Origin of the sequence: Streptomyces sp. VNUA24 (genome assembly GCF_029167005.1) — a bacterium.
Taxonomy (GTDB): domain Bacteria; phylum Actinomycetota; class Actinomycetes; order Streptomycetales; family Streptomycetaceae; genus Streptomyces; species Streptomyces scabiei.
In genome coordinates, this window is sequence record NZ_CP119143.1 from 3339741 (window position 1) to 3352303 (window position 12563).

12 protein-coding genes are annotated in these 12563 nt (G+C 72.4%); 9 read left to right on the forward strand and 3 right to left on the reverse strand.

The window, feature by feature from the left end; translation table 11 throughout:
• Positions 1–35: 35 nt before the first annotated feature.
• The 6 genes from PYR72_RS13900 to PYR72_RS13925 all read left to right on the forward strand — a co-directional run bounded on the left by PYR72_RS13900 (position 36) and on the right by PYR72_RS13925 (position 7537).
• A complete protein-coding gene (locus tag PYR72_RS13900; protein ID WP_275455647.1) occupies positions 36–1844 on the forward strand; it encodes a methylmalonyl-CoA mutase subunit beta in 1809 nt (602 codons plus the stop codon).
• Complete coding sequence (scpA, locus tag PYR72_RS13905) at positions 1844–4027, forward strand: methylmalonyl-CoA mutase (protein WP_275455648.1); 2184 nt, start codon at positions 1844–1846, stop codon at positions 4025–4027. The genes PYR72_RS13900 and scpA overlap by 1 nt, the downstream gene beginning before the upstream one ends.
• Positions 4024–5013, forward strand: coding sequence for a methylmalonyl Co-A mutase-associated GTPase MeaB (gene meaB, locus PYR72_RS13910; RefSeq protein WP_275455649.1), 990 nt, complete (start codon positions 4024–4026; stop codon positions 5011–5013). Before scpA ends, meaB begins: the two co-directional genes overlap by 4 nt.
• Positions 5014–5160: 147 nt before the next feature.
• Positions 5161–5685: a hypothetical protein gene (locus PYR72_RS13915; protein ID WP_275455650.1), complete on the forward strand. Its 525-nt coding sequence runs from the start codon at positions 5161–5163 to the stop codon at positions 5683–5685.
• Positions 5686–5834: 149 nt separating this feature from the next.
• Positions 5835–6512: a class F sortase gene (locus PYR72_RS13920; RefSeq protein WP_275455651.1), complete on the forward strand. Its 678-nt coding sequence runs from the start codon at positions 5835–5837 to the stop codon at positions 6510–6512.
• Positions 6513–6721: 209 nt separating this feature from the next.
• Positions 6722–7537, forward strand: a complete 816-nt coding sequence (locus tag PYR72_RS13925) for a carbonic anhydrase (RefSeq protein WP_275455652.1) — start codon at positions 6722–6724, stop codon at positions 7535–7537.
• A gap of 80 nt (positions 7538–7617) precedes the next feature.
• Here PYR72_RS13925 and PYR72_RS13930 read toward each other — a convergent pair whose 3' ends face one another.
• On the reverse strand, positions 7618–8067 hold the full coding sequence (locus PYR72_RS13930) for a DUF6299 family protein (protein ID WP_275455653.1): 450 nt from the start codon (positions 8065–8067) through the stop codon (positions 7618–7620).
• 269 nt (positions 8068–8336) lie between these two features.
• Here PYR72_RS13930 and PYR72_RS13935 point away from each other — a divergent pair, with 269 nt between their 5' ends.
• The 3 genes from PYR72_RS13935 to PYR72_RS13945 all read left to right on the forward strand — a co-directional run bounded on the left by PYR72_RS13935 (position 8337) and on the right by PYR72_RS13945 (position 10184).
• Positions 8337–8540 carry a DUF5999 family protein gene (locus tag PYR72_RS13935; RefSeq protein ID WP_275455654.1) on the forward strand — a complete coding sequence of 68 codons (204 nt, stop codon included), beginning with the start codon at positions 8337–8339 and terminating at the stop codon, positions 8538–8540.
• Positions 8541–8606: 66 nt separating this feature from the next.
• Positions 8607–9476 (forward strand): PaaX family transcriptional regulator C-terminal domain-containing protein, encoded by an 870-nt coding sequence (locus tag PYR72_RS13940; RefSeq protein WP_275455655.1) that lies wholly within the window; start codon positions 8607–8609, stop codon positions 9474–9476.
• Positions 9477–9719: 243 nt separating this feature from the next.
• The gene (locus PYR72_RS13945; protein WP_275455656.1) at positions 9720–10184 is read left to right on the forward strand and encodes an ATP-binding protein; all 465 of its coding nucleotides are present in this window, start codon (positions 9720–9722) and stop codon (positions 10182–10184) included.
• 27 nt (positions 10185–10211) lie between these two features.
• Here PYR72_RS13945 and argF read toward each other — a convergent pair whose 3' ends face one another.
• Both argF and PYR72_RS13955 read right to left on the reverse strand, forming a co-directional pair.
• Positions 10212–11219 (reverse strand): ornithine carbamoyltransferase, encoded by a 1008-nt coding sequence (argF, locus tag PYR72_RS13950; RefSeq protein WP_275455657.1) that lies wholly within the window; start codon positions 11217–11219, stop codon positions 10212–10214.
• Positions 11220–11335: 116 nt separating this feature from the next.
• Complete coding sequence (locus tag PYR72_RS13955; RefSeq protein WP_275455658.1) at positions 11336–12559, reverse strand: arginine deiminase; 1224 nt, start codon at positions 12557–12559, stop codon at positions 11336–11338.
• Between the last annotated feature and the right edge of the window lie 4 nt (positions 12560–12563).

Sequence of the window (12563 nt, forward strand, 5' to 3'; positions counted from 1 at the left end):
GCTGCTCCTTTGCGCCTCTGGCCTAGCATCCGAGCATGACGGTCCTGCCTGACGACGGGCTTGAGCTGGCCGGCGAGTTCCCTGACGCAACCCACGAGCAGTGGCAACGCCTCGTTGCGGGCGTGCTGCGCAAGTCGGGCAAGGACGTCGAGGGCGCTCAGGCCGAGGAAGCCCTGTCCACCGCGCTGGAGGACGGGCTGCGCACCCGCCCTCTCTACACCACGCACGACACCGCGCCCCCGTCCGGTCTCCCCGGTTTCCCGCCCTTCGTACGAGGAGGCCGGGCCGCGGGCAACACCGTCGGCGGCTGGGACGTACGCCAGCGGCACACGGCCGCGGACGGCGGCGCGGTCCTCGCCGACCTGGAGAACGGCGTCACCTCTCTGTGGCTGGTCCTCGGCGCGGCCGGTCTGCCGGTGTCCTCGCTCGGCCGGGTCCTGGACGGCGTGTATCTCGACCTCGCGCCGGTCGTCCTGGACGCGGGCGCCGAGACGGAGTCCGCGGCCGGTGAGCTGCTGGGCCTGTACGCCGAGCGGGGCGTCGCCGGGGAGGCGGCGCGCGGCAACCTCGGCGCGGACCCCCTGGGCCACGAGGCCCGCACCGGGCAGTCGTACGACTTCGCCCCCGTGGCCGGTCTCGCGCGCCGGTGCGCCGAGGAGTACCCGGGGCTGCGGGCGCTGACCGTGGACGCGCTGCCCTACCACGAGGCCGGTGGCTCGGCCGCCCAGGAGCTGGGTGCCTCGCTGGCCACCGGTGTCGCGTATCTGCGGGAGCTGACCGGGGCCGGGCTGAGCGTCGAACAGGCGTGTGCGCAGCTGGAGTTCCGCTACGCGGCCACCGCCGACCAGTTCCTGACGATCGCCAAGCTGCGGGCGGCGCGGCGGCTCTGGGCACGGGTGGCCGAGGTGTGCGGGGCGCCGGCGGCCGGGGCACAGCTCCAGCACGCGGTGACCTCGCCGGTGATGATGACGCGCCGCGACCCGTGGGTGAACATGCTGCGCACGACCATCGCCACGCTGGCCGCCGGGGCGGGCGGCGCCGACTCCGTCACCGTACTGCCGTTCGACCACGCGCTCGGGCTGCCGGACGCGTTCGCCCGGCGCATCGCCCGCAACACCTCGACCGTCCTCGTGGAGGAGTCCCACCTCGCCCGGGTGATCGACCCGGCGGGCGGCTCCTGGTACGTGGAACGTCTCACGGACGAACTGGCCCACGCGGGCTGGGAGTTCTTCCAGGAGATCGAGCGCGCGGGCGGCCAGGCGGCTGCCCTGCGCTCCGGAGTCGTACGGGAGCGCCTCGCCGCGACCTGGGCGGCCCGCAGCGTGAAGCTCGCGAAGCGGCGCGAACCGGTCACCGGCGTCAGCGAGTTCCCCCATCTGGCCGAGAAGCCGGTCGTCCGCGAGCCGGCGCCCGAGCCGCCGTCGGGCGGTCTCCCGCGCGTCAGCCGCGACGAGGCGTTCGAGGCGCTGCGCGCCCGCTCGGACGCCCATCTCGCCGCGACGGGCTCCCGCCCGCGCCTCTACCTGGCCTCGCTCGGCCCCGCCGCCGCGCACACCGCCCGGACGACCTTCGCCGCCAACCTCTTCCAGGCGGGCGGCATCGAACCCGTCACCGAGGGCACGTTCGAGGAGAGCGGCGCCGCCGAGGTCTGCCTGTGCTCCAGCGACGCGCTCTACGAGGAGCGCGCCGCTGCCGAGGCGGCCGGGCTGAAGGCCGCCGGCGCCGCGCACGTGTTCCTCGCCGGCCGCCCCGGGCCGTACACCGATGTCGACGCCTTCGTCTTCGCGGGCTGCGACGCCGTGGCCGTGCTGTCCGCGGCCCTCGACCGCATGGGAGTGTCCTGATGACCGTCCCCTCCGTCCCCGACTTCTCCGGGATCGAGCTGGGTTCCCCGGCCGTCGGCGGCGGTGCCGACGAGTGGCGTACGGCGGTGAAGAACGCGGCCGGCGGTGACGACCTGCTGTGGGAGACCCCGGAGGGCATCGGGGTCAAGCCGCTGTACACCGGGCAGGACCTGGAGGGCCTGGACTTCCTGGGCACCTACCCCGGCATGGCGCCGTATCTGCGCGGCCCGTACCCGACGATGTACGTCAACCAGCCGTGGACCATCCGGCAGTACGCGGGCTTCTCCACCGCCGAGGAGTCCAACGCCTTCTACCGGCGCAACCTGGCGGCCGGCCAGAAGGGCCTGTCGGTCGCGTTCGACCTGCCGACCCACCGCGGCTACGACAGCGACCACCCGCGCGTGACGGGTGACGTCGGCATGGCGGGCGTGGCGATCGACTCGATCCTCGACATGCGGCAGCTCTTCGACGGCATCCCGCTGGACCGGATGACCGTGTCGATGACGATGAACGGCGCGGTGCTGCCCGTGCTCGCGCTGTACATCGTGGCGGCCGAGGAGCAGGGGGTGCCGGCCGAGAAGCTGGCGGGGACCATCCAGAACGACATCCTCAAGGAGTTCATGGTCCGCAACACCTACATCTATCCGCCGAAGCCGTCGATGCGGATCATCTCCGACATCTTCGCCTTCACCTCGCAGCGGATGCCCCGCTACAACTCCATCTCCATCTCCGGCTACCACATCCAGGAGGCGGGTGCGACGGCCGACCTGGAGCTGGCGTACACCCTCGCGGACGGAGTGGAGTACATCCGGGCGGGCCGCGAGGCGGGCCTGGACGTGGACGCGTTCGCGCCCCGGCTGTCCTTCTTCTGGGCGATCGGCATGAACTTCTTCATGGAGATCGCCAAGCTGCGCGCGGCCCGCCTGCTGTGGGCGAAGCTGGTGAAGCAGTTCGACCCGCAGAACGCCAAGTCCCTCTCGCTGCGCACCCATTCGCAGACCTCCGGCTGGTCCCTGACCGCGCAGGACGTCTTCAACAACGTCACGCGGACCTGTGTGGAGGCGATGGCCGCCACCCAGGGCCACACCCAGTCGCTGCACACCAACGCCCTCGACGAGGCGCTGGCGCTGCCCACCGACTTCTCCGCCCGCATCGCCCGCAACACCCAGCTCCTCATCCAGCAGGAGTCGGGCACCACCCGGGTCATCGACCCCTGGGGCGGCAGCGCCTACGTCGAGAAGCTGACGTACGACCTCGCCCGCCGCGCCTGGCAGCACATCCAGGAGGTGGAGCAGGCGGGCGGCATGGCCCAGGCCATCGACGCGGGGATCCCCAAGATGCGCGTGGAGGAGGCGGCGGCCCGCACCCAGGCCCGGATCGACTCGGGGCGCCAGCCGGTCGTCGGCGTCAACAAGTACCGCGTCGAGACCGACGAGCAGATCGACGTCCTCAAGGTCGACAACTCCTCCGTCCGCGCCCAGCAGATCGAGAAGCTGCGCCGGCTGCGCGCGGACCGCGACGAGCGGGAGTGCCGGGACTCGCTGGACGCGCTCACCCGGGCCGCCGGCGGCGAGGGCAACCTGCTGGAGCTGGCGGTGCGCGCGGCCCGCGCCAAGGCCACGGTCGGCGAGATCTCCGACGCCCTGGAGAAGGTGTACGGCCGGCACGCGAGCCAGATCCGTACGATCTCCGGCGTGTACCGCAACGAAGCAGGCGAGTCCCCGAACGTGGAGCGCACCCGGAGCCTGGTGGAGTCCTTCGCCGAGGCCGAGGGCCGCCGCCCGCGCATCCTCGTCGCCAAGATGGGCCAGGACGGCCACGACCGGGGCCAGAAGGTGATCGCGACCGCCTTCGCCGACCTCGGCTTCGACGTGGACGTCGGCCCGCTGTTCCAGACCCCGGCCGAGGTGGCCCGGCAGGCCGTCGAGGCGGACGTGCACATCGTCGGCGTGTCCTCACTGGCGGCCGGCCACCTCACCCTCGTCCCGGCGCTGAAGGAGCAGCTGGCCGAGGAGGGCCGCGCGGACATCATGATCGTGGTCGGCGGGGTGATCCCGCCGCAGGACGTGCCCACGCTGCTGGAGATGGGCGCGGCGGCCGTGTTCCCGCCCGGGACGGTGATCCCGGACGCGGCGTACGACCTGGTGGAGAGGCTGTCGCACGACCTCGGGCACGACCTGTGATCGATGTCGGCGCCTATGTCGAGGGGGTGCTCGGCGGAAAGCGGGCGGTCGTCGCCCGCGCCATCACCCTCGTCGAGTCCACCCGACCCCAACACCGCGCTCTGGCACAGGAGTTGCTGACCGAGCTGCTGCCGCACAGCGGCCGGGCACGGCGGATCGGGGTCAGCGGGGTGCCGGGCGTCGGCAAGTCGACGTTCATCGACGCGTTCGGCACGATGCTGACCTCGCTCGGGCACCGGGTGGCGGTCCTGGCGGTGGACCCGTCGTCGAGCCGTACCGGTGGCTCGATCCTCGGCGACAAGACCCGGATGGAGCGCCTGGCCGTCGACCCGGCGGCCTTCGTGCGGCCCTCCCCCACCGCCGGGACGCTCGGCGGGGTCGCCAAGGCCACCCGCGAGTCGATCGTGGTGATGGAGGCGGCCGGCCACGACGTGGTGCTGGTGGAGACCGTCGGCGTCGGCCAGTCCGAGACTGCCGTCGCGAACATGGTCGACTCCTTCCTCCTGCTCACCCTCGCCCGCACCGGCGACCAGCTCCAGGGCATCAAGAAGGGCGTCCTGGAGCTGGCCGACGTGCTCGCCGTCAACAAGGCGGACGGCCCGCACGAGCGCGACGCCCGTACGGCGGCCCGTGAGCTGGCGGGCGCGCTGCGGCTGATGCACGGCAGGGACGCGGTCTGGACGCCGCCGGTGCTGAGCTGCAGCGCCCGTAAGTCGACCGGTCTGGACGTCGTGTGGGAGCGCCTGGAGCAGCACCGCGCGCTCCTCGACTCCACCGGCCGGCTCGCCGCCAGGCGGCGGGACCAGCAGGTCGACTGGACCTGGTCGATGGTCCGCGACGAACTCCTCGACCGCCTGCGCACCCACCCCGGCGTCCGCTCCCTGGCACCGGACCTCGAACAGCGGGTCAGGGACGGGGAGCTGACGGCCACGCTGGCGGCCGAGCGGATCCTGAAGGCGTTCGGGGACTCCGTACGGGAGGGGTAGGCGCGCCGGGCGGGACGCCGCGGTTCACCCGGCTGAGCGCCCCGAGTGGTGGCGGGACGGGATCCGGCTGACGGTGGATCACGTCGGAGCCGGGTCAAGTCAGCTGACGAAGCACCAGCTGCCCGGCCGTGACGGAAGGACCATCAGATGCGTTCTGCTCGCACGCTTCTCGCCACCGCGGCGGCCGGAGCCGTTCTCGCCCTCGCCGCACCCGGCGCCTACGCCGACACGTGGGACCACGAGGACCATGGCTACAGCAAGGAGCACGACAAGGACAGCAGCCACGACGGACCGCGCGGCGGGATTCACACGGGTGGCGGTGCGCTGACCTCGCTGAACACCGAGGAGGGCTGGGGCTCGGAGCGGGGCGCCAAGCCCGACGCGGGGGGCTGGGACAAGGAGGAGGCCACGAAGGAGGGCCAGGACAAGGAGTCCTGGAAGGGCGACAACGGCAACGAGTCGTGGAAGGGCGAGCAGGACAAGGGCTCCTGGAAGGACGAGGAGCAGGGGTCCTGGAAGAACGACCACGACAAGCCGCGCGGCGGTATGCACACCGGTGGCGGCGCGCTCGCCTCGCCCACGGTGACCGCGGGCGGGATGGCCGTCCTCGCGGTGGCGGGTACGGGCCTGTACGCCCTGCGGCGCAGGAAGACCGCCGGAAGCGTGGCCTGAGCCCATGCCGGGCGCGATACCTGGCCCGATAGCGGCCGCGGCCGCCACACCGTGTGTCGTGTGGCGGCCCGGCCGGCGTTCCGGCGTGACCCGGCGGCCCCTGCGCCCGTCCGTCCCTTCCGCTGCCGTACCTGGTGAGGTGGTGTCCGATGGCAGCCCGCCCTTCTCCTCCCGGCGCCGATCCGGTGCCGACCCGTCCCAGTGCCCGCGTCAACCTGACCGCGGTGTGCGCCGTGGGCCTGATGATCCTGGCGGTGAGCCTGTTCGGCGGTGAGGACTCCCCGACCGACGCCTCCGGCCCGCCGAACGCCCGGCACGCCCCGCAGGCCGCCCCCGCCGAGGAGGCCCGTCCCGCGGAGCCCCCGGCACAGCGGGCGAGCGGGTCCCGGCCGGTCCGGCTGCTCATCCCGAGGATCCGGGTGAGCGCCCCCTTCGTCCCCCTGTACGTCGGCCGCTCCGGGCAGTTGCAGGCTCCGCCCGCCGACGACGTGAACCTCGTGGGCTGGCACGCCGAGGGCGCCGTCCCCGGGGAGAGGGGCACGGCGATCATCGCCGGGCACGTCGACACGAAGACCTCGCCGGCCGTCTTCGCGGGGCTCGGCGAACTGGAGAAGGGGGACGTCTTCCACGTCGTACGCGCCGACCGCGAGCGGGTGTCCTTCGTGGTCGACGACGTCGAGACGTTCGCGAAGGACGACTTCCCCGACGAGCGGGTGTACGCCGACGCCTCCCGGCCGGAGGTCCGGCTGATCACGTGCGCGGGCGCCTACGACCGCAGCGTCATGGACTACACCGAGAACCTGGTGGTCTTCGCGCACCGGACATGAGGGCCGCACCGGACGTGGGAGCCGCACAGCCGGGGCCGCCGGTGAGAGCGCTCCCGTCCCGCGGCCTGAACGGCAGGCGACCGGCTGCCCAAGGACCGGCCCCGAACTGACCAAGAACCATTCAAGGGTCAGCCATGATTGATCAACAATCATTCATGATTCGGCATCTTGAACGTTTGAGCGTTTAGGCCGGACGTACGTTCCTGCCCGTGAATCCTGACGCAGCACCCCACAGCGGCGACACCGCCGAGGCGACCGCCGGCGGCGCCGACGCTCCGATATCCGCCGCGAAGCCTCGCGGCCGACGCTCACTCCTGCGCGCCGCGCTGGCCGGCACCGCCGTCGTCGGCGGCGGTCTCGCCGTCGGCGCCTTCCCGGCGAACGCCGAGTCCGTCTCCCGCGCCACCCCCGCGCACCAGACGCCCCCCGCCCACAAGCGTCCGGCCACGGCGGAGGAGGCCCTGAAGGAACTCTCGCAGGGCAACCGCCGCTGGCGGACCCTGCACGAGCAGCACCCGGACGAGGGTTACGCCCTGCGCAAGGCCCTGACGACCGGTCAGCAGCCCTTCGCCCTCGTTCTCGGCTGCATCGACTCGCGCGTCCCCCCGGAGCTGGTCTTCGACCAGGGCCTCGGCGACCTGATGACCGTGCGCAGCGCGGGCGAGGTGCTCGACCGGTCGGTCCTCGGCAGCGTCAAGTACGGCGTGCTCGAACTGAACATCCCGCTGGTCGTCGTGCTCGGTCACCAGTCCTGCGGGGCCGTGAAGGCCGCCGTCGCGGTGGACGAGAGCGGCGAGGAGCTGCCGAGCGGCATCCAGTACATCGCCGACGAGATCGCTCCGGCCATCGACCACAGCGTGACCGGCGACGCCCGGGTCGCGGCGACCATCGACGCCAACGTCCGGCTCGTCCGCTCCAAGATCGAGGCCGACCCCGACGTCGCCGCCCGGCTGAAGGCCGGCAAGGTGGCCGTGGTGGGCGCCCGCTACGACCTGACGACGCAGCGCGTGCACCTGCTCAAGTAAGGGACCGGCAGACGGAAGGCGGCTCCGGTGGACCACCCACCACCGGGGCCGCCTTCGTGCTGCCGTGCACGGTCGTCGGCTCAGCCCTCGACGAGGGTGATGTCCTGCTGCCGTACCGCGTGGAACCGGGGCAGCGGCAGACCGCCGCCCGACAGCTCGGTGACGGTGGCCTCCACCCGGGCCGGGCCCGGCACATAGCGGCCCGGCTCGGCCCGGTCGGTGTTGGTCCAGGTGTGCTCGGCGCCGTCGCAGACGGCCGACGACCCGCCGACCCCCTTGCGGACCCTGCTGTCGCCCTGCTGGAGCGAGGACGAGACGAACACGGGGCCGCTGCCGGCGAGGCAGCGGTACGTGCCGGACAGGGTGAGCGTGCCGTCCGGGGCGACGTGCCCGGTGGGGTCGACGGTCACCGTCTCGGCCGGATCGTGGACGGCGCCGGCGGACGCGGCGGCGGCGAACAGCAGCGCCGCGGCACCGGCGGCGGCGCCGAGCACGCGCGGGACCTGCGAGAAGACGGGGGGCAAGGGCATGGGATACCTCCTTGGACGGGGTTTCCAGGGGTACCGGCCCGGCCGGTGCGCGACGGTGATCGTCACCCCCGCGTCGGCGCGTCGGTTCGGCCGTCCTCACTACCGGCGGCGCCCCGCGCGCCGGGCGTAGTGTCCGCGTCCTGTCACGGCACGTCCGGGTGCTGTCACGTCTCGCGGAACCATGTGGCCACGGGGTTCCGGCGCGGGCATGGTCTGTGGTGCGAGGCGGTGACTCGCCGCCGGCACTCACCACGACGTGGAGGTGCGCCATGTGTGCTCACCAGTCCCAGTGCCCCTCGACCGACCGCACGGACCGCGACGCCGCCCACGTCGTCGCCGCCCACCCCGAGCAGGGCTGGAACCTGCTGTGCAACGGGGCGATCGTCTTCGACGACACCGGTGAACTCCTTCCCGACGGCAGCGTGATCGCCCCGCGCCGCCCGGCCCCCGGCACGCTGGCGACCGCCGCCTGAGCCTCCGCCGTACCCTCACGGAAGCGACGCACCCTGCGTGACCAGCGGCGATACCGGCAACCTAAAATGATCAACGTGTCGGAACAGCACGCACCACGCTCGCTCATCGTCACTTTCTACGGCGCGTACGGCCGTTCGGTGCCGGGTCCCGTGCCCGTCTCCGCACTGATCCGGCTGCTCGCGGCGCTCGGGGTCGACGCCCCCTCCGTCCGCTCCTCGGTGTCCCGGCTGAAACGGCGCGGCCTGCTGGTGCCGTCCCGGACGGCGACGGGGGCGGCGGGATACGGACTGTCGGACGACGCGCGCCGGCTCCTGGACGACAGCGACCGGCGGATCCACGCGCCGGCGGCCCAGCGGGACGAGGGCTGGGTCCTCGCGGTGTTCTCGGTGCCGGAGTCGGAGCGGCAGAAACGGCATGTACTGCGCTCCCGGCTGGCCGGACTCGGCTTCGGCACGGCCGCCCCGGGTGTGTGGATAGCCCCGGCCCGGCTGCACGAGGAGACCCGGCACACCCTCACCCGGCTGCGGCTCGACCCGTACGTGGACCTGTTCCGGGGCGAGCACCTCGGGTTCGCGGCGACCGCCGAGGCCGTGGCGCGGTGGTGGGACCTGACCGGGCTCGCCAAGCGGCACGAGGCGTTCCTCGACCGGTACGCGCCCGTGCTGCGCGCCTGGGAGCGCCGCGAGGACACCCCGCCGCCGGAGGCGTACCGCGACTACCTCATGGCCCTGGACTCCTGGCGGCACCTTCCGTACGCCGACCCCGGGCTGCCCGCCGCGCTGCTTCCGGCGGACTGGCCCGGAGCGCGTTCGGCGGCCGTGTTCCGGGCCCTGCACGCACGGTTGCGGGACCCGGGGGCGGTCTTCGCCGGCCTGGCACCGCGGCAGGGCAGCGACGGCGCCGCGGGGATGTCCGGGACCGCCGAGGAGCGGTGACGACCGCGTTCCCCCGGAACCGGTCGTGGCGAGGGCGAGCCGCCCGTCGTCGGTGCCCGGGGACGCTCCCGTGACTCGGTCACGGGCGTTCGACAAGGCCGTAACGGCGGGCTCCGCCGGGCGCGGCGAGGCGTTGCCCCGGGTAGACCGGCGGCAACGGGGCCGAAGGTCCCCCGCGGCGCCCGCCGAGCGACTTCGCCGGTTGGCGCCGTACCATTCATCACGTTGAAAGCAGGACGAGCCATGACCTGCTCCATGAACGGACCAGCCGCCTTGCAAGAACCCTCCGCCCCCGCCTCCTGGCGCATCGCGCTGCCGCCCACCGCCGCGGCCGTGCCCGTGGCCCGCGCGCTGGTGCGTACGGCGCTGACCGAGCTGGAGCACGGGGCGGACTGCGACACGGCGGAGCTGCTCACGGCGGAGCTGGTCGCGAACGCGATCGAGCACGCGGCCGGGGAGGGCCCTATAGAGCTGGTCGTCGAGCTGGTGCCGACCGGCTGCAAGGTGGAGGTCCACGACCCCGACCCGGCGCCCCCGGGTGATCTCACCACGCCCGGGACTCTCGACCCCGATCCCTGGCAGGAGCACGGTCGCGGTCTCCTGCTCATCCGCGCCCTCAGCTCCGCCTGCGGTCACCGGCCGACGGAGTCCGGCAAGGCCGTGTGGTTCAGGCTGCCGACGGTGCCGCCCCAGCGCCGCCACCCGTAGCCGGCGACGCGGGGGCCGTACCGGCGCTCAGCCCAGTGTCGCCACCAGCACCGCCTTGATCGTGTGCAGCCGGTTCTCCGACTCGTCGAAGACGACCGAGTGCGAGGACTCGAACACCTCGTCCGTCACCTCCAGCGAGTCCAGCCCGTGCAGCTCGTGGATCTCGCGCCCCACCTTCGTGCCGAGGTCGTGGAAGGCCGGCAGGCAGTGCAGGAACTTGACGTCCGCGTTGCCGGTGGACCGCAGGACGTCCATGGTCACGGCGTACGGGGACAGGGCTCCGATGCGCTCGTCCCAGACCTCCTTGGGCTCCCCCATGGAGACCCAGACGTCCGTGGCGACGAAGTCGGCGCCCTCGACCCCCTCGTGGATGTGCTCGGTGAGGGTGATGCGCGCCCCGCTGGTCTCCGCGAGCTTGCGCGCGTGGGTGACGACCTCCTCGGCGGGCCAGTAGTCCTGCGGGGCGACGATCCGGACGTCCATGCCGAGCAGGGCCCCGGTGACCAGGTACGAGTTGCCCATGTTGAAGCGGGCGTCGCCGAGGTAGGCGAAGGCCGTCTCGTCGAGCGGCTTGTCGCAGTGCTCGGTCATGGTCATCACGTCGGCCAGCATCTGGGTGGGGTGCCAGTCGTCGGTGAGACCGTTGTAGACGGGGACGCCGGCGTGGGCGGCCAGCTCCTCGACGTTCGCCTGACTGTCGCCCCGGTACTCGATCGCGTCGAACATGCGGCCGAGGACCCGTGCGGTGTCCTTCACGGACTCCTTGTGGCCCATCTGCGAGCCGGAGGGGTCGAGGTAGACCGTCCGGGCCCCCTGGTCGGCCGCGGCGACCTCGAACGCGCAGCGGGTGCGCGTCGAGGTCTTCTCGAACAGGAGCGCGATGTTCCGGCCCCGCAGGTGCTGGGTCTCCGCCCCGGCCTTCTTGGCCGCCTTCAGCTCCACGGCCAGCTCGATCAGCCCGCGGAACTCCTCGGCGGTGAAGTCCAGCTCCTTGAGGAAGTGGCGCCCGGCGAGGGCGTGGGGAACGGTCGCCATGGGGCGCTCCTGGGTCGGCGGGACGGGATCGGCGTAAGGAAGACTGGAAGTCTATACGATGTTCCACATTTCTATACGGTCACCTGCCGTGTGACCTCGGCCGCGCGCCCGCGTGCCTACACGGCGGACCTCTCCACCGGACAGCTCATGCAGCGCGGCCCGCCCCTCCCCCGCCCCAGTTCACTCCCGGGAATCTCGATCACCTCGATGCCCTGCCTGCGCAGATGCGTGTTGGTGGTGGCGTTGCGTTCGTAGGCGACGACGACGCCGGGCTCGACGGCCAGGACGTTGCAGCCGTCGTCCCACTGCTCGCGTTCGGCCGCGTGGACGTCCTGCGTGGCGGTCAGGACCCGGATGGAGTCGAGGCCGAGCGCGGCGGCGATCGCGCGGTGCATGTGCTCCGGCGGATGGTCGGTGACCTTCAGCTCCTTCTCGCCGACCCCGGGTTCGATGGTGTAGGAGCGGAGCATGCCGAGCCCGGCGTACTGGGTGAAGGTGTCGCCGTCGACCATGGTCATGACGGTGTCGAGGTGCATGAAGGCACGGCGTTTGGGCATGTCGAGGGCCACGATGGTCTGCGCGGAACCGGCGGCGAACAGCTTGTGCGCGAGCATCTCGACGGCCTGGGGGGTGGTGCGCTCGCTCATGCCGATGAGGACGGCGCCGTTGCCGATGACGAGGACGTCACCGCCCTCGATGGTGGACGGGTAGTCGGCCTGACCCTCCGACCAGACGTGGAACGTCTCGTCGCGGAAGAGGGGATGGTGCCGGTAGATCGCCTCGAAGTGGACGGTCTCGCGCTGGCGGGCCGGCCAGCGCATGGCGTTGATGGAGACCCCGTCGTAGATCCAGGCGGAGGTGTCGCGGGTGAAGAGGTGGTTGGGCAGGGGGTCGAGGAGGAAGTCGTCCAGTTCCATGACGTGGAAGCGGACGGAGGCCGGCTCCATGTGCGCGTCGAGGAACTCGCGCTTGGTCATGCCGCCGATCAGCGCCTCGACCAGTTCCGTCAGGGGGAGCGACTCGAAGGCGGCCCTGAGGTGGTCCGTGGCGAGCGGGCCGTACTCCTTCTCGTCGAAGACCCGGTCGAGGACCAGTTCCCGGGCCTCGGGGACGCGCAGGACGTCGGTGAGGAGGTCGCCGAAGAGGTGGACGGCGACACCCCGGTCGCGCAGTACGTCGGCGAAGCCGTCGTGCTCGGCGCGCGCCCGGCGCACCCAGAGGACGTCGTCGAAGAGCAGCGCGTCCTTGTTGCTGGGGGTGAGCCTTTTGAGCTCAAGATCCGGCCGGTGCAGGATGACGCGGCGCAGCCGCCCGGCCTCGGAGTCGACATGGAATCCCATGTCC